The sequence below is a fragment of the Enterococcus sp. AZ077 genome (genome assembly GCF_051714965.1).
In the GTDB taxonomy this organism is placed as follows: domain Bacteria; phylum Bacillota; class Bacilli; order Lactobacillales; family Enterococcaceae; genus Enterococcus_B; species Enterococcus_B hirae.
The window spans coordinates 2,064,933-2,091,776 of the sequence record NZ_JBIOSX010000001.1 but is presented as its reverse complement, the minus strand read 5'-3'; the positions used below and the strand labels follow the sequence as shown (position 1 = coordinate 2,091,776).

23 protein-coding genes are annotated in these 26,844 nt (G+C 36.5%); 22 read left to right on the top strand and 1 reads right to left on the bottom strand.

Annotated features, from left to right (window positions below; all coding sequences use genetic code 11):
• Positions 1–70 precede the first annotated feature (70 nt).
• The 19 genes from ftsE (at position 71) to IGL28_RS09610 (ending at position 18,045) form a co-directional block, all read left to right on the top strand.
• Positions 71–757, top strand: coding sequence for a cell division ATP-binding protein FtsE (gene ftsE, locus IGL28_RS09700; RefSeq protein ID WP_010718569.1), 687 nt, complete (start codon positions 71–73; stop codon positions 755–757).
• Positions 750–1,634, top strand: a complete 885-nt coding sequence (gene ftsX, locus IGL28_RS09695) for a permease-like cell division protein FtsX (protein ID WP_278250225.1) — start codon at positions 750–752, stop codon at positions 1,632–1,634. Before ftsE ends, ftsX begins: the two co-directional genes overlap by 8 nt.
• A 796-nt stretch (positions 1,635–2,430) precedes the next feature.
• Positions 2,431–3,879: a cardiolipin synthase gene (gene cls / locus IGL28_RS09690; protein WP_010718567.1), complete on the top strand. Its 1,449-nt coding sequence runs from the start codon at positions 2,431–2,433 to the stop codon at positions 3,877–3,879.
• Between the two features lie 349 nt (positions 3,880–4,228).
• On the top strand, positions 4,229–5,083 hold the full coding sequence (locus IGL28_RS09685) for a phosphate ABC transporter substrate-binding protein PstS (protein ID WP_063627395.1): 855 nt from the start codon (positions 4,229–4,231) through the stop codon (positions 5,081–5,083).
• Between the two features lie 117 nt (positions 5,084–5,200).
• Entirely contained in the window at positions 5,201–6,121 is a 921-nt protein-coding gene (gene pstC / locus IGL28_RS09680; protein WP_010718565.1) for a phosphate ABC transporter permease subunit PstC, read from the top strand.
• On the top strand, positions 6,121–7,005 hold the full coding sequence (pstA, locus tag IGL28_RS09675) for a phosphate ABC transporter permease PstA (RefSeq protein WP_010718564.1): 885 nt from the start codon (positions 6,121–6,123) through the stop codon (positions 7,003–7,005). Before pstC ends, pstA begins: the two co-directional genes overlap by 1 nt.
• 14 nt (positions 7,006–7,019) lie before the next feature.
• The gene (gene pstB / locus IGL28_RS09670; protein WP_010718563.1) at positions 7,020–7,826 is read left to right on the top strand and encodes a phosphate ABC transporter ATP-binding protein PstB; all 807 of its coding nucleotides are present in this window, start codon (positions 7,020–7,022) and stop codon (positions 7,824–7,826) included.
• A gap of 15 nt (positions 7,827–7,841) precedes the next feature.
• Complete coding sequence (gene pstB, locus IGL28_RS09665) at positions 7,842–8,600, top strand: phosphate ABC transporter ATP-binding protein PstB (protein ID WP_010718562.1); 759 nt, start codon at positions 7,842–7,844, stop codon at positions 8,598–8,600.
• A 12-nt stretch (positions 8,601–8,612) separates the two neighbouring features.
• Positions 8,613–9,290: a phosphate signaling complex protein PhoU gene (gene phoU, locus IGL28_RS09660; RefSeq protein WP_010718561.1), complete on the top strand. Its 678-nt coding sequence runs from the start codon at positions 8,613–8,615 to the stop codon at positions 9,288–9,290.
• A 256-nt stretch (positions 9,291–9,546) separates the two neighbouring features.
• Positions 9,547–10,191 (top strand): hypothetical protein, encoded by a 645-nt coding sequence (locus IGL28_RS09655; RefSeq protein WP_034699165.1) that lies wholly within the window; start codon positions 9,547–9,549, stop codon positions 10,189–10,191.
• A gap of 241 nt (positions 10,192–10,432) precedes the next feature.
• Positions 10,433–12,004: a daptomycin-sensing surface protein LiaX gene (gene liaX / locus IGL28_RS09650; protein WP_010737970.1), complete on the top strand. Its 1,572-nt coding sequence runs from the start codon at positions 10,433–10,435 to the stop codon at positions 12,002–12,004.
• Between the two features lie 216 nt (positions 12,005–12,220).
• Complete coding sequence (locus IGL28_RS09645) at positions 12,221–12,529, top strand: PspC domain-containing protein (RefSeq protein WP_010718558.1); 309 nt, start codon at positions 12,221–12,223, stop codon at positions 12,527–12,529.
• On the top strand, positions 12,529–12,879 hold the full coding sequence (locus tag IGL28_RS09640) for a phage holin family protein (protein WP_010737969.1): 351 nt from the start codon (positions 12,529–12,531) through the stop codon (positions 12,877–12,879). Before IGL28_RS09645 ends, IGL28_RS09640 begins: the two co-directional genes overlap by 1 nt.
• Positions 12,880–13,070: 191 nt before the next feature.
• On the top strand, positions 13,071–14,009 hold the full coding sequence (gene hprK / locus IGL28_RS09635) for an HPr(Ser) kinase/phosphatase (protein ID WP_010718556.1): 939 nt from the start codon (positions 13,071–13,073) through the stop codon (positions 14,007–14,009).
• A 14-nt stretch (positions 14,010–14,023) separates the two neighbouring features.
• Positions 14,024–14,854 carry a prolipoprotein diacylglyceryl transferase gene (lgt, locus tag IGL28_RS09630; RefSeq protein WP_010718555.1) on the top strand — a complete coding sequence of 277 codons (831 nt, stop codon included), beginning with the start codon at positions 14,024–14,026 and terminating at the stop codon, positions 14,852–14,854.
• A 43-nt stretch (positions 14,855–14,897) separates the two neighbouring features.
• Complete coding sequence (locus tag IGL28_RS09625) at positions 14,898–15,923, top strand: NAD(P)H-dependent glycerol-3-phosphate dehydrogenase (RefSeq protein WP_081128057.1); 1,026 nt, start codon at positions 14,898–14,900, stop codon at positions 15,921–15,923.
• A gap of 14 nt (positions 15,924–15,937) precedes the next feature.
• Positions 15,938–16,876, top strand: coding sequence for a UTP--glucose-1-phosphate uridylyltransferase GalU (gene galU / locus IGL28_RS09620; protein WP_010718553.1), 939 nt, complete (start codon positions 15,938–15,940; stop codon positions 16,874–16,876).
• 129 nt (positions 16,877–17,005) lie between these two features.
• Positions 17,006–17,446, top strand: coding sequence for a DUF948 domain-containing protein (locus tag IGL28_RS09615; protein WP_010718552.1), 441 nt, complete (start codon positions 17,006–17,008; stop codon positions 17,444–17,446).
• A 2-nt stretch (positions 17,447–17,448) separates the two neighbouring features.
• On the top strand, positions 17,449–18,045 hold the full coding sequence (locus IGL28_RS09610; RefSeq protein ID WP_034699167.1) for a YtxH domain-containing protein: 597 nt from the start codon (positions 17,449–17,451) through the stop codon (positions 18,043–18,045).
• A gap of 599 nt (positions 18,046–18,644) precedes the next feature.
• Here the strand turns inward: IGL28_RS09610 and IGL28_RS09605 are convergent.
• Positions 18,645–19,748, bottom strand: a complete 1,104-nt coding sequence (locus tag IGL28_RS09605) for a M24 family metallopeptidase (RefSeq protein ID WP_010737965.1) — start codon at positions 19,746–19,748, stop codon at positions 18,645–18,647.
• A 207-nt stretch (positions 19,749–19,955) separates the two neighbouring features.
• Here IGL28_RS09605 and ccpA point away from each other — a divergent pair, with 207 nt between their 5' ends.
• The 3 genes from ccpA to IGL28_RS09590 all read left to right on the top strand — a co-directional run bounded on the left by ccpA (position 19,956) and on the right by IGL28_RS09590 (position 26,758).
• Positions 19,956–20,957 carry a catabolite control protein A gene (ccpA, locus tag IGL28_RS09600; protein ID WP_010718548.1) on the top strand — a complete coding sequence of 334 codons (1,002 nt, stop codon included), beginning with the start codon at positions 19,956–19,958 and terminating at the stop codon, positions 20,955–20,957.
• Positions 20,958–21,181: 224 nt separating this feature from the next.
• Complete coding sequence (locus IGL28_RS09595) at positions 21,182–23,635, top strand: hypothetical protein (RefSeq protein WP_376115878.1); 2,454 nt, start codon at positions 21,182–21,184, stop codon at positions 23,633–23,635.
• A gap of 513 nt (positions 23,636–24,148) precedes the next feature.
• Positions 24,149–26,758, top strand: coding sequence for a hypothetical protein (locus IGL28_RS09590; RefSeq protein WP_438743589.1), 2,610 nt, complete (start codon positions 24,149–24,151; stop codon positions 26,756–26,758).
• Positions 26,759–26,844: the final 86 nt, after the last annotated feature.

The window sequence follows — 26,844 nt, the reverse complement described above, 5'->3', positions numbered from 1 at the left end:
TTTGAAAGCAAGATGAAACATTACCATGCTATAATGGTGAGAGACTGAGAAAAGATATGGAGAGAACGCCATGATTGAAATGAAGGATGTCATGAAAAAGTACTCAAATGGTACGACTGCAATCCGAAATTTATCGGTTGTTATCGATCAAGGAGAGTTCGTTTATGTAGTTGGTCCATCAGGGGCTGGGAAATCTACATTCATCAAATTGATGTATCGAGAAGAAAAAGCGTCAAAAGGAACCTTAAATGTTGCTGGTCATGATTTAATGGCAATCAAAAACAAAGATGTTCCTTACTTACGCAGAGAAATCGGGGTAGTTTTCCAAGACTACAAACTGTTGCCGAGAAAAACAGTTTACGAAAATGTCGCTTATGCGATGCAAGTAATCGGTAGAAAACCACGAGATATCAAAAAACGTGTGATGGAAGTGTTAGATCTTGTTGGATTGAAACATAAAGTGCGTGTTTTTCCAAGTGAGCTATCTGGTGGGGAACAGCAACGGGTATCGATTGCCCGTGCAATCGTAAATACGCCGAAAGTATTGATTGCTGACGAACCTACAGGAAATCTAGATCCGGAGAATTCTTGGGAGATCATGAAGTTATTGGACCGAATCAATGCTCAAGGGACAACGGTCGTTATGGCAACCCATAACAGTACGATCGTGAATACAATTCGTCATCGAGTGATCGCCATCGAAAATGGACGAATCATACGTGACCAAGCGGAAGGGGAATATGGATACGATGATTAGAACCTTTTTCCGACATTTATTAGAGAGTATCAAGAGTTTAAAGCGTAACGGCTGGATGACTGTCGCTTCAGTGAGTGCCGTGACGATCACATTAACATTAGTTGGGGTGTTCATGGCTGTGATCATGAATGCAACGAAACTAGCCGAAGATATCGAAGGTAACGTAGATGTTTCTGTTTTCGTTGATATTGGCACGAATGAAAAAGATATGAAGACTCTTGAAAAACAATTAAAAGAGATTGATCACGTCAAAAGTGTCAAATTCTCAAGTAAAGACCAAGAGTTGAAAAAGATCCAGGATGCTATGGGGAATTCATGGAGTTTGTTTGAAGGAGATAACAACCCGTTATATGATGTTTATGTCGTTCAAACGTCAGAACCTTCTTATACGAAACAAGTATCTCAAGAAGCCGGAAAATTAGCGAATGTTTCTCGCGCGGATTACGGTGGAACGTCTTCAGATAAAATTCTTAAGCTTGCAGGAACCGTTCGAACATGGGGCTTAGCTGCAGCAGCATTATTATTGTTTATTGCAATGTTTTTGATTTCAAATACAATCAGAATCACGATCTTATCTCGCCAAAAAGAAATTCAAATCATGCGATTAGTTGGTGCCAAAAACGGCTACATTCGTTGGCCATTCTTTTTAGAAGGTGGCTGGATTGGTTTGATCGGTGCAATTATTCCGGTATTGCTGATTACATTTGGGTACCAAGAAGTATTCCGAATGCTTAACCCTTCATTATTGCGCTCCCACTATTCCTTGATCCAACCACAGGATATCGTGTGGAAAATCAACGCTTTGATGGCTGGGATCGGAATCATTATCGGTTCATTAGGATCAATTATTTCGATGAGAAGATTCTTGAAGTTTTAATTCATTTCCATCGTTTCACCATATGAAAGGATGGAACGAGTTGTTTCAAGAAGATCCAACAACTTTAAAGTTTAAATGGATGATTCAATGAATCAGCAGACAGAAATTCATTTTTCTGTCTGCTTTTTTAGTTGAGATTGGGACAAAACTCGTCTCAGTCTCTTCTAGTATCTCTAAAAACGAATAAACGGCGTTCAAGAAGCAACTCCTCAACAATAAGCGATGATTTTCTAAAATATGAGGAGCTATTTTAAAAAATCCTCTCTTATTCGCTCGGAGCTAAACGCTTCTTTCACGACCTCTTGCTAAACGGTGTTCAAACATCAGCTCCTTGAAATAAGCCTGAATTTTTCAAAACATGAGAAGCTGTTTCAAAAAATTCTTTCTTATTGTCATCAGAGCTACCCGATGTTTTCACGACCTCTGATTCACGGTGAGACAAAAGCAGCATCTTCGGAAAATTTGCCGAAATTTACCAAAAATTTGAGAAGCACCAAGTAGATAACAATCAACATCAAAAACTAGTTTTTGTGTTTCTTGTAAATTTTCAGAAATTCCTTCTTATTTCTTGATGCTAAACACTTTTGTCTCAACCTCTTTGTAAAACGCTATGATTTTTTTTACCTCATAATATAAAATAAAAAAATAATATCAAGTAAATGATCAATAGGCGGTCATATCGGTTCAGCAGTAGGTATTTTAATTCATTGAGATCATTATCTGTCTGATACTTTCACTTTACTTTAAAAAACATCTCGGCTATTCTTAAGTAGGTGTAAAAGTGAAGAGGTGAGCCATGAGAGTAGTTGTTGATAATTTTTTTACGATCATCTTAATTGCGAATATCTTATTATCAATTGTCATTGTTTTTCGTGAACGAAAAGAAACCGCTCAGACATGGGCATGGTTGTTAGTATTAATGTTTATTCCGATTGTCGGTTTTCTTTTATATATCTTTTTTGGCAGAGGTATTTCACAAGACAAGATCTTTGATTTGAAGATCCAAGGGAAAATCGGGAAGAACTTGGAAATTGAAGAAGACAAACAAGCCTTGATGCGAGGACTTTATCCGCATCCACCAACAGGACAAGTTGATGTCAAGCAACTAATCTATATGCTGACAGTGTTTGAAAGTACATTGTACACAACTGGAAATGAAGTGACTTTATTTACGGATGGACGAGAAAAATTTGATGCATTGATTGAAGACATCAAGCAGGCAAAAGATCATATCCATCTACAATATTATATTTATCGGGGCGATGCTCTGGGTAAGGAAGTGCGTGACGCGCTGACTGAAGCAGCTCAAAGAGGGGTCAAAGTCCGTGTATTATTAGATGCTTGGGGGTCTACCCAAGTAAATGCAAAATTTTTCCACGAATTACAGGTAGCTGGTGGTGAAGTCGCTTTTTTCTTTCCACTATTTGTCCCTTATATCAATCCACGAATCAATTATCGAAACCATCGGAAAATCGTTGTCATTGATGGGAAAATTGGTTATACTGGTGGATTCAATGTAGGAAACGAATATTTAGGAGAAGTTTCAAAGTTTGGTTATTGGCGAGACAATCATTTGCGAATCTACGGGGAAGCAGTTTATACGCTACAAAATCGTTTCTTGATGGATTGGAACTCGCAGCACGTGAAAGAAGTCAGCTATGCACCAAAATTTTTCCCAAAAATTGATTCTGTAGGCACTTTAGCACTTCAAATCGTCACAAGTGGCCCAGATTCTGAGCATGAACAAATCAAATTGACTTATTTAAAAATGATTTCATTAGCAAAAAAAGAAATATTGATTCAAACGCCTTACTATATCCCAGATGAATCCATTCATGAAGCATTGAAATTAGCCTTGCTTTCTGGTGTCAAAGTTCAGATTCAGATTCCCAATAAACCTGATCATCCGTTAGTCTATTGGGCAACTTATTCTTTTGCAGCAGAACTAATCGAATATGGTGCAGTGATCGAAACCTATGAAAATGGGTTTATCCATGCTAAGACCATGATCATTGACAGTGGAATAGTTTCAATTGGTTCAGCAAATATTGATGTCCGTTCATTCAAATTAGACTTTGAAGTGAATGCGTTGATCTATGATGAAGGAATGGCGACTCACGTAAGAAAAGCTTTCTTTGCTGATTCAAGAAAGTCACAACTGTTAACCAAAGAACGCTATGAAAATCGAGGATTTATCATCAAATTAAAAGAAGGTTTGGCACGATTGATCTCGCCATTATTATAATTGCTACTTCCAGCTAATCAAAAAGGACATGAGGGAGGCGTCTAAGACGTCAGCTCATGTCCTTTTTCTGTCGGGGCCATTTCTGTAAACTGTCAGAAATGGAGAAAGCGTCTCACAGGAACAAAACTAACTTTGGGGTACTTCTTGTTTTTGGGGAAAGCAAGAAATAAGTTAGATAATGTTTGATAAAGAGACACATTTCAAAGCCAGTATAGCATAGAATAACCTAATGAGATAGTGTTTTTTTATTAATAATCATTATTTTTGTTATTTTATAATTTTAATTCGTTTTCAAGTATTTTGTTAAATGTTAAAATGAACTTACTTTAGGACTGAAGGAGATTTCTAAATGAAAAAATTAAAATTACTTTTACCAATAATAGGATTAACTATTCTTTTATCAGGTTGTTCAAAATGGATCGATCGAGGAGAATCCATTACAGCTGTCGGGTCTTCCGCATTGCAACCATTAGTTGAAACAGTCGCTGAATCTTTTCAGGCTGCAAACCCTGGGAAATTCATTAATGTCCAAGGAGGAGGAAGTGGAACTGGATTATCTCAAGTCCAATCTGGAGCAGTAGATATCGGGAATTCTGATTTATTTGCGGAGGAAAAATCTGGAATCGATGCAGCTGCTTTAGTTGATCATCGGGTGGCTGTAGTTGGGATCACACCGATCGTTAACAAGGAAGTGGGCGTTAAAGACATCTCAATGGAAAACTTACGGAAGTTATTTACGGGTGAAATCACCAACTGGAAAGAACTTGGCGGGAAAGACCAACCAGTGGTTATTTTAAATCGTGCATCAGGAAGTGGGACACGTAGTACTTTTGAAAAATGGGTCCTTGATGGAGAAACGGCGATTCGTGCGCAAGAACAAGATTCAAGCGGAATGGTGCGACAAATCGTTGCAGATACTCCAGGAGCAATTAGTTATGTCGCTTTCTCATATGTAACCAACGATGTGGCTACTTTGAGTATTGATGGTGTAGAGCCAACCGACGACAACGTTACGACCAATAAATGGATCATTTGGGCTTATGAACATATGTATACAAAAAATCAACCAAAACAGTTAACGAAAGAGTTTTTAAACTACATGCTATCAGAAGAAGTTCAAAATAATATCGTAGGTGAATTAGGTTATATTCCGGTTTCACGTATGCAAGTAGAACGTGATTGGGAAGGAAATATTGTAAAATAATCATCTTTACACAATCTTTACAAACTTCGCATAAATTTTACATGTTATTAAACTCAAATTGATGTTCGCTTTGTACACTGTATAAGTATGTTAAACCTTACTGGGGGGGAATCATCTGTGGAAGATGTGAAAAAAGTATTATTAACAAAATCAAAACGTTCAAAAATGGAGCAGCGTGGTAAATTCATCAGCTTCTTATGTATCGCCTTGATCGTTCTAGTAGTAGTAGCCATTTTTTATTTTGTTGCAAGTAAAGGATTAGCGACCTTTTTCGTTGATAAGATCAACGTATTTGATTTCTTGTTTGGAACGAATTGGAATCCTGGACAAATTGGTGCAGATGGTAAACCGATGGTCGGGGCATTACCAATGATCGCTGGTTCGTTTATCGTTACTTTTTTATCTGCGATCATCGCGACACCTTTTGCCATCGGTGCAGCGGTCTTCATGACAGAGATATCTCCAAAAAATGGCACAAAAATCTTGCAACCAGTCATTGAACTATTAGTTGGTATTCCATCTGTTGTTTATGGTTTTATTGGATTATCAGTCATCGTGCCATTTATCCGAAACATTTTTGGCGGAACTGGTTTTGGTATTTTAGCTGGGACATTTGTTTTGTTTGTCATGATCTTACCAACTGTGACGACTATGACAGTCGATGCCTTAAAAGCTGTGCCGCGTCATTATCGTGAAGCGTCATTAGCTTTAGGAGCTACACGTTGGCAAACGATCTATAAAGTCGTTTTACGAGCTGCTGTACCGGGAATCTTGACAGCCGTTGTATTTGGTATGGCACGTGCATTTGGTGAAGCATTAGCGATCCAAATGGTCATCGGGAATGCTGCCTTGATGCCAACAGGATTAACAACTCCTGCTTCAACATTGACATCGATTTTAACAATGGGGATCGGAAATACGATCATGGGAACAATTGAAAACAACGTGTTATGGTCATTAGCTTTGATCTTGCTATTGATGTCATTAATCTTTAATATCGTGATCCGAATGATTGGTAAGAAAGGGGCATTGAAATAATGAACGCAAAACGCTCTGATAAAATCGCAACAGGAGTCCTTTATGCAATATCGGGAATTATTGTATTGATCTTAGCTGCGTTACTTTTATATATTTTAGTTCGAGGAATTCCTCATATCTCTTGGTCATTTTTAACTGAACCATCAAAAGCCTATCAAGTAGGCGGCGGAATCGGTATCCAATTATTTAACTCGATTTATTTATTATTGATCACGATGATCATCAGTTTTCCGCTTTCTTTAGGAGCCGGTATTTACCTTTCTGAATATGCTGGTAAAAACTGGTTGACTGATGTTATCCGTACTTCAATTGAAATATTAAGCTCATTACCATCTGTAGTTGTTGGTTTGTTTGGCTTTTTAGTTTTTGTTATTCAATTCCAGTATGGCTTCTCCATTATCTCTGGGGCACTAGCTTTAACAGTTTTTAACTTACCTCTATTGACGAGAACGGTAGAAGAATCTTTACAAGCGGTGCATTACACACAGCGTGAGGCAGGGCTTGCATTAGGTTTGTCACGTTGGGAAACAGTGATTCGTGTAGTTGTACCTGAGGCAACTCCAGGGATTTTAACAGGAGTCATTTTAAGCTCAGGGAGAATTTTTGGTGAAGCAGCAGCTTTGATCTATACAGCTGGGCAAAGCGCGCCTGCACTTGATTTCTCAAACTGGAATCCATTGAGTGTCTCTAGTCCAATCAGTATTTTCCGTCAAGCTGAAACACTAGCTGTTCATATTTGGAAAATCAATACGGAAGGAACGATGCCAGATGGCGTATCAGTATCTGCTGGAGCATCTGCGGTCTTAATTATCGCAGTATTACTATTCAATTTTGGTGCTCGTGCGATTGGTAAACGTTTATACCGGAAAATGACTTCAGCTTAAGGAGAAGAAGTAAGATGAAAGAATATAATTGGAATGAAAGAAATATCATCACAATGGGTCAAGAAAAAGAAATTGCCCTTTATACAGATGATCTTCATGTTTGGTACGGTGACAACGAAGCGATCAAAGGTGTTGATCTGGAATTTGAAAAGAATAAGATCACAGCTTTAATCGGTCCTTCTGGCTGTGGTAAGTCTACTTATTTACGTTCGTTGAATCGGATGAATGATGGGATCGCAAATACTAAGGTGACTGGTAAAATCATGTACAAAGATGTCGATATCAATGCACCACAAATTGATGTCTATGAGATGCGTAAGCGAATCGGAATGGTTTTCCAACGACCAAATCCATTTAGTAAATCAATCTATGAAAATATCACGTTTGCATTGAAGCAACATGGCGAAAAGAACAAGAAGAAATTAGATGAGATCGTTGAGACCAGCTTGAAACAAGCAGCATTATGGGATCAAGTAAAAGATAGCCTGGATAAAAGTGCTTTAGCCTTGTCAGGTGGTCAACAACAACGTTTATGTATTGCACGTGCGATTGCGATGAAACCGGATATCTTGTTATTAGATGAACCAGCCAGCGCACTTGATCCGATTTCTACTGGGACAGTAGAAGAAACATTGGTGAATCTAAAAGATGATTACACGATCATCATTGTGACCCATAACATGCAACAAGCAGCTCGTATCAGTGACTATACTGCCTTTTTCTACTTAGGAAAAGCGATCGAATACGATAAAACGAATAAGATATTTACTAGACCAAAAATTAAAGCGACCGAAGATTATGTATCGGGTCATTTTGGGTAAGACGGAGGATTCGTTATGACAAAAGAAATTATCTCATCAAAAGATCTTCACTTATATTATGGAAAAAAAGAAGCATTAAAAGGAATCGATCTAAGCTTCAATCAAGGCGAAATCACAGCGATGATTGGTCCTTCTGGCTGTGGTAAATCAACTTATCTACGCTCATTGAATCGAATGAATGATTTGATACCGAGTGTGACGATCACTGGAAGTGTCCTGTATAAAGGAAAAGATATCTATGGCCCTAAAACGGACATTGTTGAATTGCGTAAAGAAATTGGAATGGTCTTCCAACAACCAAATCCTTTTCCCTTTTCGATTTACGAAAATGTGATCTATGGGTTAAAACTAAAAGGCGAAAAAGATAAAAAAGTCCTTGATCAAGTAGTCGAAGAAAGTTTAAAGGCTGCATCTGTGTGGGATGATGTCAAAGACAAACTGCATAAAAGTGCCTTATCCTTATCAGGTGGTCAACAACAACGGGTATGCATTGCAAGAGTGTTAGCCGTCAATCCAGAAATTATTTTGTTAGATGAGCCAACTAGTGCGCTTGATCCTGTTTCTACTGGGAAAATTGAAAGCATGCTCTTGGAATTAAAGGAAAGATATACTATGATTATAGTTACGCATAATATGTCACAAGCTTCACGGATTTCTGATAAAACAGCCTTTTTCTTAGATGGGAATTTAATTGAGTTCAATGATACGAAAAAAATCTTTATGACTCCAGAAAAACAAGAAACGGAAGACTATATCTCAGGGCGATTTGGATAAGGAGGAAACGAAATGTTACGTACACAGTTTGAAGAAGAACTACTTAACCTTCATAATCAATTTTATGAGATGGGGATGATGGTAAGTAGTGCAGTGCATAAATCAGTTCGTTCTTATATCAAACATGATAAAGCACTTGCTCAAGAAGTGATCGAAAATGATATTAAAATCAACGACATGGAAACACGTTTAGAGAAAAAAAGTTTTGAAATGATTGCTTTGCAACAACCAGTGACTACAGACTTACGGATGATTATTACCGTGATGAAAGCTAGTTCTGATTTGGAACGAATGGCAGATCATGCGGTTTCAGTTGCCAAATCAACGATCCGTGTGAAAGGTCAAACCAGAATCCCAGAGATCGAAAAAGAAATCTCTGATATGTCTGATTATGTCAAAAAAATGGTGGACAATGTGTTGGTTGCTTACGTCAAAACGGATGAAAAAGATGCTCGAACGATCGCAAATATGGATCAACGGGTCAATGATTATTTCAATCGCATCTACAATGCAACGATCAAAAATATGCAGTCTGATCCAGAAACAGTCATCAGTGGGACAGATTATCTAAATGTTGCCAGCTACTTAGAACGGATTGGCGATTATGTAACGAATATTTGTGAATGGATCGTGTATCTAGCTACAGGAAAAATCACCGAATTAAACTCAAATCACAACGAAATTTTCTAACTCTTGAAGATTGGAAAGTAACGATCAACGTGTGAGTTATAAGAAATAAGCCGAAAAATTCCAAAATAGGAAATATCCTAGGAATTCTTCGGTTTTTTTGTAACTTGAAGACTTAGAGTGAATATTGCTGACTTCTCTGAGAGAAAAAGGTCAAGACTAATTGTCATTTGTATAATCGAAATTCAGCGACTAGTCTTTGTTTTTTCAACTCGTTCAATTATAATAAGAGCATAGAGATGAAAAGGAGTGAAAGAAGATGAAATTTGTTGAGCAAGATTTTGCTTATTATGAGCGGACAATCAAAAGAATGTATCAAAGTTATTATTGGAAGCGAATTCTAATCTTAGCATTCGTACTCGTGATTGTTCTGGCTTATACAGGCATCTTTCAGGAACATTTGCTTTATAATGTTTTACTGATGATAATCATTGCTGGGGGAGGTATTTATCTTTATCTGCAAAAACAAAAATTTCCAGAGGTCTATCAAAAATATCTAGAGATAAATCAACCAGAAGCAAAAATCGTTAAGATCCAAGAAGCAGAGTATAGCTATAATGATCTTGAAGACAAGAGTGTCAGGATTAACAAAACTGGTATGCGTAATTTGCCGTCAAGGAATAAACAGTATACATTGATGGTTGGATTCTCCAAGTCCTTTTTTCCGCGTGAACCACTTCAAATTGTTTATTATGATATGCTTGAACTAACCTATGAAGAAAAGTTTCGTTTGAAGCGAAACGGCTATCATTCAATGCCACGTTTTTTGCGTCGGTTTACATTTAGTAATTTAAAAGAAAGCATTGGTAATATGGGACGTTTTATTGTCGGAAATATATTTTTACTAGTTATCCTGTTTCGTGTTATACGCTATTTATGGTCATTTATCCAATTGCTTTTTTAATATCCATAATATTCATACATAATTCATAAAAAATTAGAAAACAATATTTCTTGCCATAAAAAGGGAAAGAAATATTGTTTTTAAAGCATTATTGGCTGGTTCAATGGGAAGTAAATCGTTCAGTAACTCAAGTTGGAGAAAAAGTTACAACTTAAGTCCTATGACTTTTTCTTCCATTCCGTGCATAATATGAATGTAAGGAAAAGCTTGCAAACTATATTTGCTTAAGGAGGCAATTTCCATGAAAGAAAGAGAACGTATTTTAGACTTAGTTAAAAAAGGGATCCTTTCCACTGAAGAGGGCTTAGATTTATTAGAAAGCATGGCAACTGAGAAAGATGAAAAGCAAATCGCAAAAGAAGCAGATAAAGTAACTGCTAGTCATAAAGAAAAAGATCAAGCAACTCAATTGATCGATGAATTGGAAAATGGCACATCAGAAGAAATCCATTTTAATGCCGATCCAAAACAAAACGAAAAAGAAGATCAAGAAAATTTGGAACGTATCTTAGATGAGCTAGCAACACAAGCAAATCAAACGTCAGCTCATTTAGACGAAGTGAATGAAAAGTTAGCACAAAATAAAGCGGCACGCAATGACAAACAGGAAACATTGATGCAGCTGAATACCAAAGAAGAATTGGATGAACTAACAGAAGATGAGCTTCTCCAAAGAAAGACTCTTGAATCTGAGATCAAGGAATTAGAAGCTGCGAGTGAACAATTAACAGAAGAACAATTGAAACTAGAAGCAGAATTAAAAGATATTCGCAAAAACCAATGGACAGAAAAGAAAGAAACAATTGCTGATAAATTTGAGTTACCGGATGACTGGAAAGAACAAGCCAACGATACATTGAACCAAGTTGGAGAAAAAATGTCTGAAGCTGGTTCTCAGCTAGGCAAGTTTTTGCGGAAGACATTCCAAACGGTATCGGAAACAGTTAATGAAAACATGGAATGGAAAGATGTCAATCTCCGTGTACCAGGTATCGCAACGACAAAATTTGAACACGAATTTTATTATGAAGCACCTGCAGCAAGTATTCTTGATATCAAAGCTGCAAACGGAAATGTCACATTGAAAACTTGGGAAAGTGAAGATGTGAAAGTTGAAGCTAAAATCAAATTATACGGTAAAATGAATGCAGAACCATTCGAGGCATTCTTAGAACGTAGTCAAATTGAAGTCAATGATGAGCATGTCTCATTCCAAATTCCAAATAAACGTGTACGTGCGGATCTAGTCTTTTATTTACCAAAACGAGTATATGACCATACAGCAATCAAATTGTTAAATGGGAATATTACGATTAACGACTTAGAAGGTAAAGATGTGTACACCAAATCGACAAATGGAAATATCGTCATTCAAAAATTACAAGCAACCATGCTTGAAATTGAAGGCGTTAATGGGAATATCGATGTTCAATCAGGTGCAATCTTAGATTCGATCATCGAAACAGTGAATGGTACGGTCACTGTAGGAACAACCCCTGAAAATCTTTCCGTTTCTCTCGTTAATGGGGATGTACGGTTGACAATGAAAGAAGAACATTTGAAAAAAATTGAAGCAAGTTCAGTCAATGGCAATGTCAAAGTAGCTTTACCAACAGGAATTGGCATGGAAGGTAATGCGAAAACAAGTTTAGGCAGCATCAACAGCCGCCTGACTGATTATGAAGTAATCCGTGAAAAAAAAGAACGGACCAATCAATTACTACAGTTCCGTCGTCTCTCTGAAAATGAAGTAGCTAGAATCCAATTATCGACTACGACTGGTAGTATTTATTTAAAAGATACGGATCAATAAAGTAATCAACCGGTGAGTTAGCTTATTCTAACAATCGAAAGCAGGATTGATAAGTGGGATGTACGTTCACTATTAAACGATGATACTTGGTCATTCGTTCCTTTAACGAGGAAAAGCAAAAATCTTTGGAGAAAAAGTGTAGTGAGAATGAACAGTTTATCTATTGTCACACTCTTTTTCTTCCATTAAAATGAATAGAACAGAGGTGAAAGTAAAATGAAAAGAAAATTGACAAAATCAAATAAAAATATTGTTTTGACTGGTACATTAGCTGGGATCGCAGAATATCTTGGAATTGATCCAACGGTAGTTCGTGTGATCTATGTATTCCTAAGCTTAGTGGCATTTGGAAGTCCAGTTATCTTATATATTTTATTGGCTTTGCTCATCCCTTCTGGACGAAACAAACAGACTCGTTATGGGCATGAAAACCAATATTATCAAAATAATAATTATCATCATGAACAAACAAAAAAACGTAAAGAGGCGGAAAAGGTCAATGATGACGAATGGAGTGACTTCTAATGTCTTATCTTCAGCGCCTCATCGTGAATACGTTGACGTTCATCTCTCTGGCAGTGATTTTTCCGACGATGATTTATGTAGATAGTATTTGGACAGCTATTTTAGCAAGTTTCGTATTGTCCATCTTGAATATGTTCATTAAACCTATTCTAACAATTTTATCACTACCATTCACTTTAGTGACACTGGGCTTGTTCACATTTGTCATCAATGCGGCAATCTTGAAGATGACTTCCTTTTTTGTTGGAGCATCTAATTTTAATTTTGCTTCCTTTGGTTCAGCTTTTTTGATTGCTGTGATCATGTCAGTGGTGAATATGATTGTCAGTGAACACAATAGTAGAAGGTAAACGTGAACAATCGATAATGACTAAAAGGGTACATCCATGGGAAATGTCTTAAATTCCCTGGTTGTACCTTTTTGCTTTGTTTTATAAAAAAAGTGAATTTAAAATAAAAACGTTTTTTTTATTTGGTAGTACTTTTTGTCAGACAATGATAAAATGGGAAGGAACACTCTAATAGAAATGAGGTAGCACGAATGGCAGAAGTTGTAAAAGTAAGCCAATTAGTAGAAAAATTATCATTAGAAATAGTGACTGGTGATGAAAAGAGTTTGGAGCGTGTTATCGTAACTGGTGACATCTCAAGACCTGGTTTAGAATTGACCGGTTATTTTAATTATTATTCACATGATCGTTTACAATTATTTGGGAGCAAAGAGATTAGCTTTGCTGAACGGATGATGCCGGAAGAAAGACTGATGATCATGAGAAGATTGTGCAGTGAGGATATGCCAGCATTCATTATTTCTCGGGGGCTTCCAGCTTCTGAAGAAATGATTCAAGCAGCCAACGAATACGGTATGGCTGTCTTACGTTCACCAATCTCCACATCCCGTTTGCTTGGAGAATTATCTAGTTATTTAGATGGTCGTTTAGCTCCTAGAACGAGCGTTCATGGTGTGCTAGTCGATGTTTATGGGTTAGGTGTACTCATTCAAGGGGATAGCGGAATTGGTAAGAGTGAAACCGCATTAGAATTAATCAAACGTGGTCATCGCCTGATTGCTGATGACCGAGTAGATGTTTATCAACAAGATGAACTGACAGTCATTGGTGAACCACCAAAAATCTTAGAACACTTGATAGAGATCAGAGGGATCGGAATCATTGATGTCATGAACTTGTTTGGAGCAAGTGCTGTCCGTGGTTCAATGCAAGTGCAGTTAGCCGTTTATTTAGAAGCCTGGGCGAAGGACAAAAAATATGATCGACTAGGTTCTGAAGATACTTCTGTGGAAATTGCAGAAGTGGGGATTCCACAAATAAAAATACCTGTCAAAACTGGACGAAACGTGGCCATCATCATCGAAGTTGCAGCAATGAATTTCCGAGCAAAAACGATGGGATTTGATGCAACAAAAACGTTTGAAGAAAGATTAAGTCGTCTGATCGAAGAAAATTCAGGGGCACAATAGCAAGGAGTGGAAACATGATAGCGCAAATCGATCGGGTAGCGTTCAATCTTTTAGGAATACCAATCTATTGGTATGCTTTGATCATTGTATCGGGAATAATTATTGCCATGTGGCTAAGTAGCCGTGAAGCCGTACGAGTTGGCTTAAAATCTGAGGATGTCACTGATTTTATGTTGTGGGGATTGCCACTTTCAATTATTGGCGCACGGTTGTACTATATTTTATTTGATTTACCACAATATATAGCTGATCCTATTCAAATATTCAATATCCGTTCTGGCGGGTTAGCTATTTATGGTGGATTAATCGCAGGTGCCATTACTTTATACTTCTTTACCAAATACCACTTTATTTCCATGTGGACATTTTTAGATATAGCAGCACCAAGTGTCCTACTCGCTCAAGCAATTGGGCGCTGGGGAAATTTTATGAATCATGAAGCTTATGGCCCTGTCACGACGAGAATCTTTTTAGAAAATCTTCATATCCCAAGATTCATAATTGATAATATGTACATTGAAGGTTTTTATCGTCAACCTACCTTTTTATATGAATCCGTTTGGAGTTTGATTGGCTTTATCCTACTCCTATTTTTAAGAAACAAAAAGCATTTACTGAAAAAAGGAGAAGTTTTACTTGTTTATGTGATGTGGTACAGCTTCGGGCGCTTTTTTATCGAAGGATTACGGACAGATAGTTTATACTTCTTAGGTGTTATTCGTATCTCCCAATTGTTGTCAGCCTTTTTATTCGTTGGGACAATTATTCTGTTTATCTGGCGTAGAAAAAAAGGAAATCTACCAGATTACGATCGCACTTTTGGTAAAAATCAAATGATTATCTAATTTACAGAGCTAAAAAAATGAAAAAAATAGCAGGAGTGGTAAAATGAAATATAGGGTGGCAGTCTTAGGAGCTGGCTCATGGGGGACAGCTCTTGCGCAAGTTCTTGCTGAAAATGGACATGATGTTCGCCTATGGGGACATCGTCAATCGCAAATAGACGAGATCAACCAACAACACACCAATCAAAAATATTTACCCGACTATCATTTGTCAACGTCAATCCGTGGTTTTAGTGAGTTGGAACAGGCAGTTCAAGATATTGATGCCTTGTTATTCGTGATTCCGACACGAGCCATTCGCTCTGTAGCACAAGAGGTGGTCACTAAATTGAATACCAAGCCTGTAATCATCCACGCAAGCAAGGGTCTAGAACAAGAAACACACAAACGGATCTCAGAAATTCTTTTAGAAGAGATCCCGAGTGACAAACGTCAATCCATTGCTGTTTTATCTGGTCCGAGTCACGCAGAAGAAGTAGCAAATCATGACATTACTACGATCACAGCTGCTAGCACAGATCAAAAAACAGCTTCCTTTGTCCAAAAGTTATTCATGAATCATTATTTTAGGATTTATACCAACCCTGATGTGATTGGGGTTGAAATGGGGGCTGCATTGAAAAATATTATTGCTCTTGGTGCAGGAGCCATCCACGGATTAGGTTTTGGGGATAATGCAAAAGCTGCTATTATGACTAGAGGTTTAGCTGAAATCAGTCGTTTAGGTGTTGCCATGGGTGCCAACCCATTGACTTTTATTGGTCTTAGTGGTGTGGGCGATTTGATCGTTACTTGTACTAGTATCCATTCGCGAAATTGGCGAGCGGGCAATTTGTTAGGTAAAGGGCATGAACTGTCAGAAGTATTGGAAAATATGGGGATGGTTGTGGAAGGTGTCCATACGACAAAAGCCGCAAAAGAACTTGCTCAGCAAGTAGGTGTAGACATGCCAATCACTCAAACAATTTATGAAGTACTTTATGAAAATAAAAATGTACAAATTGCGGCAAGAGAAATCATGTTGCGAGATGGAAAAAAAGAAAATGAATTTTCACGATTAATTTTTTAGAGGAGAGATGACAAATGAAAGTAAAAAAGGCAGTTATTCCAGCAGCAGGTTTAGGAACAAGATTTTTACCTGCAACAAAAGCGATGGCAAAAGAAATGCTTCCAATCGTTGACAAACCAACGATTCAATTTATCGTAGAAGAAGCACTTAAATCAGGGATCGAAGACATTTTGATCGTCACTGGGAAAGCAAAACGACCAATCGAAGACCATTTTGATTCAAATATCGAGTTAGAAACGAATTTGAGTGAAAAAGGGAAAACAGAATTATTGAAGTTGGTTGAAGAAACAACTGATGTAAATCTACACTTCATTCGTCAATCTCATCCAAAAGGGTTAGGACATGCTGTATTACAAGCCCGTGCTTTTATCGGTAATGAACCTTTTGTTGTGATGTTAGGTGATGATATCATGGAAGATGAAGTACCTTTGACACAACAATTGATTGATGACTATGAGCGGACACATGCATCAACGATCGCAGTGATGGAAGTGCCACAAAAAGATACGTCTAAATACGGAATTATTAATCCTGGTGAAGAATTAGAAGAAGGATTGTTCAATGTTAAAAACTTCGTTGAAAAACCAGACCCAAGTAAAGCACCAAGTAATTTAGCTATTATTGGACGCTATTTATTAACTCCTGAAATCTTTGATGTTTTGGCAGAACAACAACCAGGTGCTGGGAATGAGATCCAACTGACAGATGCGATTGATACATTGAATAAAACACAACGAGTATTTGCTCGTAACTTTACAGGCAAACGCTATGATGTTGGTGACAAGTTTGGTTTCATGAAAACCAGTATTGAATACGGCTTGACTCATCCAGAAGTCGGCGAACCATTAAAAGAATATATCAAAGAGCTAGGGAAACAATTAGAAGCAGATCAAACAATGGTACCAAAAAAAGACAACAAAAAAATTGAATCAAAAGATGAGCTGAAAAAATAAATTTTTTAGCAATGAAAGCTTCAACTGCTCTTATCCAAAAAAAGTAGTTGAAGCTTTGCTATTTTTTATTTGTTTAAAAAATGCGAAAATGCTATGCTTATAGAAAGAGTATCAGAAGGGAGTTCGAGTATGACAGGCGGAGAAATTGCTGGGCTGATTGCGGCCATCGCATTTGCAGTCCTCGTTGTTTTTATCATAAGAGTATTGTTACAATTATCAAAAACATTAGAAAAAGTGGATCAAACAGTGGCAGAAGCAAATACGACGATTGAAGTCGTCACCAAAGATGTCGATCTTTTGTCAAGACAGGTGGAAGGTTTACTAGTCAAAAGTAATGAATTGCTTTTAGACATCAATGGGAAAGTAGAAACGATTGATCCATTATTTACAGCTATCGCGGATTTAAGTGAAAGCGTGTCAGAATTGAATACATCAAGTAAAAATATCGTAACCAAAGTTGGTGGGATTGGGCGTACAACAGCTAAAGCTACCGTGGCTGGAAAAGTTGGTGGCACAGCTTTAAAGTTTTTCAAAAATAAAAAACATACAGAAAAGACTGGAGGAATTTAATTATGGCAAAAAAAGGTGGATTTTTACTAGGAGCAGTTATTGGTGGGACAGCAGCAGCAGTCGCAGCATTATTATTAGCACCAAAGTCAGGAAAAGAACTACGCGATGAACTTGCTGCACAAGCAGATGATTTACTTGATATGGCTTCAGACTACACGGATATGGCAAAAGAAAAATCAGCGACATTAACAGACATCGCAAAAGAAAAAGCGCAAGATCTATCCCAACAAGCTGGTGACTTAGCTGGTAGCGTGAAAAATAAAGTCAATCATTCTGCCAATGATGTCGAAGATGAGTCTGAAGACATTTTATTAACATTAAAAGAACAATCAGAAGATCTTTCTCATCGCTTCAAGAAATCAGCAGATGAGCTTAAAAAGCCAGTCGGACAAATGAATGAAACAGTTAAAGATGCATCTGAAGATATGATGATCAATGCGAAAGATGCTGCAGGTGAAGCTGGACAAACAGTAAAAGAAGGCATTGCTGAAGCAAAACCAGTCGCAAAAGATGCGCAAGCAATGGCAGATATGGCTAAAGAAGACGTAAAAGCTAAAAAAGAAGATTTAAAAGATACATTTACTGACAATGGAAAATAGGCAATTTCTATTTTTTGTAAATAATCAATAGATGCTATCTCGATTTTGGTTAATCGAACGGAACAAGTGATGAATATCAAAGCTAGCAAAGTTTCCTAGCTTTGATATTTTTTTGTTTGATAATTACTAGAATAATACATAATGTAAAGGGCTAATTTGCATAATCACTTGATAGCATGCTTATTACCATGAGAGTGAAGACACTATAAAAGGACCAGAATGATCAGAAAAATTCGTAAAATCTAATGGTAACCAGAGCTCTTTGGTATGAATGGCTCAACAACGATTAGTGAGGTTGAAGATAAGAAAAAAATGAGTCTAGGACTAACAGTCGCCCTTAGACTCATTAATAGATGTAGAAGTGATAAACGGCGTTCAAGAAGCAACTCCTCAACAATAAACGATAATTTTCTAAAATATGAGAAGCTATTTTAAAAAATCATCGCTTATTCGTTCGGAGTTAACCGCTTCTTTCACGACCTAATCCACGGTGTTCAAAGAGCTGATCTTCGGCGATAAGTCAAAAAATCTCAAAACATGGGAAGCTGTTTCGAGATTTTCATCCTTACCGCTCCGATCAAGTCGCTCTTCTCACAACCTTATTCAATAACCAATAATTCTTTTGGCGTAGTTGTAAATGGAATACACCCGTCTTTTGTCACGTAGACACAGTCTTCGATTCGAACACCTACTTGATCAGGGATATAGATTCCTGGTTCAAGGGAGAAGCACATGCCTTCTTCGATGACTAAATCATTACCTGCTACAAGGGAAGGAAATTCATGGACAGTGGTTCCGATTCCGTGACCTAGACGATGATTGAAGTATTCGCCATAGCCATAGCTATTGATTACATTTCTTGCAATTTGATCTAGTTCGGCAGCCGTTACGCCGGGACGTACAGCTGCTTGGGCAGCTAATTGTGCCTCAAGTGTGATTTGATAAATTTTTTCCTGAAATTCAGTTGGTTTTTTATAGGCTACAGTTCGAGTAGCATCGCTGCAATAACCATCCCAAACAACACCTAAATCAAACAAAACAAGTTCATTAGGCGAAATTTTTGTGCTGCCTGGAGCACCGTGGGGGCTTGCTGCGTTTTTACCAGCTAAAACGAGCGTGTCAAACGACATTTGCGAAACACCTTGTTTTTTTAGTTGGTATTCGATTTCTGCAATGATTGCTTGCTCAGTAACACCTTCTTTTACTGCCTTAAAGCCGATTTCAAAGGCAACATCTGCCCATTTACCAGCAGCAAGTAATTGGTCTTTTTCTTCCAGTGTTTTGATTAATTGGAGACGTTGAATGATTGCTGTTAAATCAGTAAAGTTGTCAGAACCAGTTAGAACATCTGAAATGGCATCGAAACGATCAACGGTTAACGCATTTTTTTCGATTCCGATATTTCCAGGCTGACCATAACGGTGACGAATTTCTTTCCCAATGATTTCCCAAGGATTTTCGCTGTCTAAATAGCCACGAACATCAAAAGACCATGCACTGTTTTGTGCATCTTCAACTTCTAAAGCCGGAGTGAATAAAAAAGGATCCTGTTCAAGTGGGATAAATAGTGCTAAGACACGTTCATGGGGTTCACTTTCGTATCCTGAAAAATAAGCGATGTGTCCTGGATCACTAATATAGGCAAGATCCACTTGATTTTGAGCCATCCATTTACGTAATTCGTTGATTTTTACGTTATTCATTTTGGCATCCTTCTTTCTAATTTATTGAATTATTAGATAATTGTACCACTTAATGTTTCAAAGACCAACGTATAAAAGTGAAAAAATGAATTATTTTCATGAAAGCGGTAGTAAAACGGTTGCAATTTTGAGTATTATTTGTTATCCTGTTTTAGAAATGTAAAGCGTATTTTCAGAAAACATATAAAAATGAACAGGAGAGCAAGAATGGAAAAGCAAACAATTACTATTTATGATGTAGCGAGAGAGGCAAATGTTTCGATGGCTACTGTTTCACGTGTCGTTAACGGGAATCCGAATGTCAAACCTGCGACTAGAAAAAAAGTGTTAGAAGTCATTGATCGATTGGACTATCGTCCGAATGCTGTTGCACGTGGGCTAGCAAGTAAGAAGACAACGACAGTAGGGGTAATCATTCCAGATGTCAGCAATATGTTTTTTGCTTCTTTAGCACGTGGGATCGATGATGTTGCTACAATGTACAAATACAACATCATTTTAGCAAATTCAGACGGCAATGATCAAAAAGAAGTAAATGTATTAAATAACTTGTTAGCAAAACAAGTAGATGGCGTGATCTTCATGGGACATCATATCACTGATGAAATCCGTGGTGAGTTTTCTCGATCTAAGACTCCTGTAGTATTGGCTGGCTCAATTGACCCTGATGAACAAGTTGGAAGTGTGAATATCGATTACACTTCAGCAACTAAGGATGCTGTCAATAAATTAGCTAAGAATGGCAATAAAAAAATTGCCTTTGTCAGTGGGGCATTGATTGATCCAATCAATGGTCAAAATCGCTTGAAAGGATATAAAGAAGCACTTAAAGAAAATAATTTACCTTACAGCGAAGGTTTGATCTTTGAAGCAGAGTATAACTTTAAAGACGGATTAACCCTAGTTGATCGCATTCATAACAGTGGCGCAACAGCTGTTTATGTTTCAGATGATGAATTAGCTATCGGTATTTTAGATGGACTTTTAGATAAGGGTGTGAAAGTACCGGAAGAATTTGAGATCATTACAAGTAATAACTCATTGTTAACAGAAGTTGCACGTCCACGCCTAACAAGTATCACACAACCATTGTATGATTTAGGTGCCGTTTCAATGCGTCTATTAACAAAAATGATGAATAAAGAAGAAGTTGAAGAAAAAACAATTATCTTACCTTATGGAATTGAAGAAAAAGGATCGACGAAATAATAAGTGATTAACACTCCACTAGATGATGCTAGTGGAGTGTTTTTAACCTCTAAAAAGATTCAGTGATTGAAATAAGTAAACATTCGTTGAAGCTTTTAGCTAGTTAACAAGAACAACTATTTATTTTTTTGTAAAAATTTGGACAAATTTTAGCTTTTTATTCCGTATAATGAAATGGAATCTCTATCAGAAGAGAAAATCTAAAATGCCAGGAGTTACTGTATATGTCAGATTTTTATTTTGTAAAACTACGCCCTGAAGTTTACAATGATTTAATAACTTCAAAGGAAACTAAAAATAGGATATTAAATAAAGAAACAAGAATGTATCTTGCGTTCGAACAAAATGAAAGAAATTGGTATATTCCTTTTAAAGCTCATACAAGTACAAAACATTCAGATTCTGTATTTTTTTTGCCAATATTGGAGGAGGACCCTCATCTTGTTTCTCCGGGATTAGTTTTCTATCAGTCCTTAAATCTTTCCTCTTCAGATGTAATAGAAGTAAAGATAAAAAGTGAAGAGATAGCTGATTTATACCTACCGTTTATAGAAAAAAATTTGGAAAAAATTAAGGACGCTTTTTATCATTATCTAAGAGGATATTATAATCATTGTGTATACGATAAAAAGACCGGAACGCTTGAATTATTTCTAAAAGAAATAGAGGAAATATGCAATCTTAAGTTTAATGAGGGAATAAGTGATAAAAGTATACAAAATTTGAGCAAACGAGGTGATATAAAAGGGATTGAAGCATATCGAGAAAAACAACTTCCAAATTTTCTAGAAGAAGATTATTTTATTAAGTTTTTATCTGTTAAATCTCATCTTCCTTGGCAAGATTCAAGCATAATCCAAATCTTGATCGCCCAAAAACCAGACGTCCAATTGGCTCTTCAGGCTTGGGAATGGAAGAAACTTGAAAAAAAACTAAATCTGTGTCCGGAATCCCTCCTTAGAGCATATACAGGAGAAGTTTTCAAAAAAAAAACAAACTCTAAACCAACAGATTATTTTCAAGTACAGGTTTTTGATGTTAGTGAATTAAAGGAAAATCAAGAAATACCTAGACCTGCTTACTACGTAGGAGATCAAACAGTTGATTCATTTCTCTATAAAATTTTATTCCAAAGTATCAGAGGACTTACAAGTAGGTCAATCGAGATACAATCGGGAATGAATGATAAAGAAAAATTGAGTATCTTATTGCGTTCAGCCATACATAAGAGAAGATGGACTAGTATCGGTGATCAAGACCATTTAGAATATTTTAAATCAGAAGCGGTCGGTTATACCTTAGCAAAACATTTAGGATTATCTACGGAGAGTTATTCTTTTGAATATCTTTCTACTTTGAGGCAGAATAAATTGTCTGAAACTACAATAGATAATATTTTAGAGAGCATTAGTTCAGAAGTAAATAAAACATATAATGACTTTAGAGAAAAATTTAATATTATTTTGAATAAAAGTAACGAAAAGAATAAAGTTACCCAACTTCAAAACAATCAATCTATAGAGATATTAGACCCCGTCAATAAAGGGAAAAAAAGACGTGAAGCTTTGATTGAAAATAGTAAAAAAAAGTTTAGCGACAAACGTTTGAAAGTAGGAGAAAAACAGCAGCGTGATCCACAAACTTGGACAGAAGTTAAAACTAAAAAGAGTAAAAGAATCCATCCGAATATATATGAGAGTAAAATACAAAATTCTGAAGGGCAAAATAGCGAATATAATAGCGAGTATTGGTGGGAAATCGAAAGTAAACACGTGAGGAAAGTCAAAGAAGGGAACCACCAGCTATCAGGCGACTCTAAAGGATTGATTAGACCTGAAGTCAAAATATCTTTGGAAAAAGCTGAGGGTGCCAGCATAAAAAAAAATGAACTCTCGATGGATATTAAGGGAAATGAGCAACAGACAGTTCATATTAAAGGATCAAATGGTACTAAGCAACAAGAAGTTAAAGAGAGATCTTGGAAAGAGAACTCAAGCACAGAAAGAAACAATCAGCTAGATAATCTAGTGAAATACGGAGAAGCGAATCAACAATGGTTTGAGAAAGGAACTTTGGAAAAAGACACAAGTAAAGGAAGTAACACAAGTACTTCAGAAAATGTTGTTACCAATGATTTAAAGAGTTCTAAACTTAGAACTTTTGAAAGATCGATTATCCTTAAAGCCAAAGAAGGTGCAAGTCTACCTTTGAGTAAAGCTGAGGATACCAATCGAAATAAATCTGAACATTCGACGACTATTAATAGAATTAACCCGCAGACAGAGCATCAAGAATCTTCTACCCCTAGAACCTTTGCAAGCTTGTTTGACATGAAAGCCAAAGAAGGTGAAAGCCTATCTTTGAAAAAAGCTGAGGATACCAACCGAACTGAATCTAAACTTTCGACGACTATTAATGGAAAATATCAGCAGACAGATCATCAAGCGGATCAAAGTGAGCCGGAAGAAATGACTTGGGAAACAGTTACAAAAAAAGGAAGTAAAAAAAGCAACAAAAGCAACAAAAGCACTTTAGAAAAAGTAGATACTAACAGTCTAAATTCATTGACTACAGATAAATTCATTCCGCAATGGCAAAGGATAGCTCAGGAAAAAGCAAATAAAAACAATCGGCAGAAAAAAAATGGAGTATCCGGGCGTAGAACAGTGGCAAGATAAAAAAGCTTCTTTAAAACCATAACCAGATAAAAACGAGAGTGGGACAATAGTCAGAAAAAAATCTGATTATTTCCCCATTTTTTTGATTTTAAGGTACATAAAAAGCACAACCTTGTATGATTAAAGTGCTTAAACAAAAATCAAAGGAGTGTGCTTTATGTTTAAAAATTATACCATCAGCCAAACAACTTTACCACGAAATGTAGAACATTAACTGTTACCACCTTTATGTGGATGAAAGACGGTTATATGCGAAATGGACAGCGCAAACCAGGTTATAATTTCCAAATCGCCAACGATTGAGAAAGAACTATTGTCCCACTCTCGTTTTAACTTCTAAAAAAGATTTAGTGATTGAAATAAGTAAACATTCGTTGAAGCTTTTAGCTAGTTAACAAGAACAACTATTTATTTTTTTTGTAAAAACTTGGACAAATTTTAGCTTTTTATTCCGTATAATGAAATGGAATCTCTATCAGAAGAGAAAATCTAAATTGTAAGGAGAAGTTATAAATGTCAGATATTTATTTTGTGAAACTGCTTCCTGATGTTTACGATGAGTTAAAAACTTCAAAGTACAAAGAAATAACATTAGAAAATTTAAATAGGACATATCTTGCATTGGAAAGAAATAGGAGAAATTGGTATATTCCTATTAAATCTTTTACAGAGAAAATTTTTACAGAGTTTGTATATCCATTGCCAGTAATGGAAGAGAAGTACAAGAACAATCGTCGCTGTACTCCAGGTTTTGTTTTTAATCATTCCTTGTATCTTGATTCTTCACTGGTAATAGTAACTAAGGATCCGGGAATGGAATTATATCGTCCGTTTATAGAAGAAAATAAAGAAAAGATCATAGAAAAATTTTATTATTTTGTAAGTATGGCACATCATATTAATGAACGTGGTAATAAGTTGGTTAACTCAATTGACTTATTTCCAGAAGGAGTTGAATATATACTAAATCTTAGGTTTAATGAGGAAATAGACGATAAAAGTATACAAAGCTTGAATAAACGGGGGGATAGGGAAGGGATTGAAACGTATCGAAAAAAACAACTTTCAACTTTTCTAGAAGAGGATAATTTTATTAAGTTTTTATCTGTTACAGCGCATCTTCCTTGGCAACACTCAAAAATAACCCAAAACCTGATCGCCCAAAAACCAGATGTCCAATTGGCTCTCGAGGCTCAGGAATGGAAGAAACTAGAAAAAAAATTAAAACTGGGTCCAGAGGCACTTTATAGAGACCATACAGAAGTACGTTTCGACAAAGAAACAAAAAGTAAACTAACAGCCTCTTTTCTAGTACAGGTTTTCGATGTTAGTGAATTAGCGGAAAAGCAAGAAATACCCAGACCAGCATACTATGTAGGGAATCAAACAGTTGATTCATCTCTCTACCAAATTTTGTTCCAAAGTATTAACCAATTTAAAAGTATGCCAATCGAGATTCAATCAGGGATGAATGATAAACAAACATTGAGTAACTTTATGCGTTCAGCCATACATAAGACAAGAGGGACTAGTACCGATTATCCAGACCAATTAGAATATTTTAAATCAGAAGCGATTGGTTATATCTTAGCAAAACATATAGGTTTACATACGGAGAGTTATTCTTTTGAATATCTTTCTACTTTGAAAAAAAGTGAATTGTCTGACAGTAAAATCGATGCTATTTTAGTTAGCATTAGTAGGAAAGTAAGTCAAATATATGGACGGTTTAGAGACAATTTTAACGATATTTTGAAAAAAAGCATGGAAAATGATACAGTCTTCCAATTTCAAAACAATCAATCTATTGAGTTATTAGACCCTGTCAACAAAAGGAGAAAAGGACGTGAAGCTTCAAAGGAACGTAATCAAAAAAGGGTTGACAGCATACGTTTGGAAGAAGAGAAACAAAAACAGCATGACCCACAAGTATGGATAGAAGTACAAACGAACAGTAGCGAAAGAACCAATTGGAATAAAGATGAAAGTAAAATGCAAAGTCCTGAAGAGCCAAATAGAGAAAACAATAGCGATTATTGTAGGGAAATCGAAAGTAAGCAAGTGATGACTGTCAAAGAAGGGGATAACCGGCAATCAGGTGACTTTAAAGGAAAAGACAAAGATGATGCAAGCCTACCTTTAGAAAAAGCTGAGCCCTCGATGAATATCGATGGAAATGACCAACAGTCAGATAACCTAAAGAAATCAAGTGAAACGAACCCGCTGTGGTTTGAAATTGGGGTATGGGAACCAGTCATACATGAAAAAGAAAAAAGCAACCTTGCTACCAATGATCTAAATAGTTTTAACTCTAGCACATTTAAAAGCTTGACTGCTCCTAAATTCAAAGAAGGAACCAGCCTATATTTAGAAAAAGCTGAGCCCTCGATGAATATCGATGGAAATGACCAACAGTCAGATAACCTAAAGAAATCAAGTGAAACGAACCCGCTGTGGTTTGAAATTGGGGTATGGGAACCAGTCATACATGAAAAAGAAAAAAGCAACCTTGCTACCAATGATCTAAATAGTTTTAACTCTAGCACATTTAAAAGCTTGACTGCTCCTAAATTCAAAGAAGGAACCAGCCTATATTTAGAAAAAGCTGAGCCCTCGATGAATATCGATGGAAATGACCAACAGTCAGATAACCTAAAGAAATCAAGTGAAACGAACCCGCTGTGGTTTGAAATTGGGGTATGGGAACCAGTCATACATGAAAAAGAAAAAAGCAAACCTGCTACCAATGATCTAAATAGTTTTAACCCTAGCACATTTAAAAGCTTGACTGCTCCTAAATTCAAAGAAGGAACCAGCCTATATTTAGAAAAAGCTGAGCCCTCAATGAATATCAATGGAAATGACCAACAGTCAGATAACCTAAAGAAATCAAGTGAAACGAACCCGCTGTGGTTTGAAATTGGGGTATGGGAACCAGTCACATATGAAAAAGAAAAAAGCAAACCTGCTATCAATGATCTAAATCAGTCTAAATATTCACCGACTACAGATAAAAATACTCATCAACAGCAAACAGTGGATCAAAAAAGGAATAAAGCAATGAACTTAGTCAAACAGCAAGAAAAAAAGCGTATGGGCGCTACTGAAAAATTAACAAGATAAAAACAGTCGCCATAATTGGCGACTGTTTTTTTAGGTCCTTTGTCAAATAATGTTGGTACGTTTCATCAATATTATTTGACAAAGTC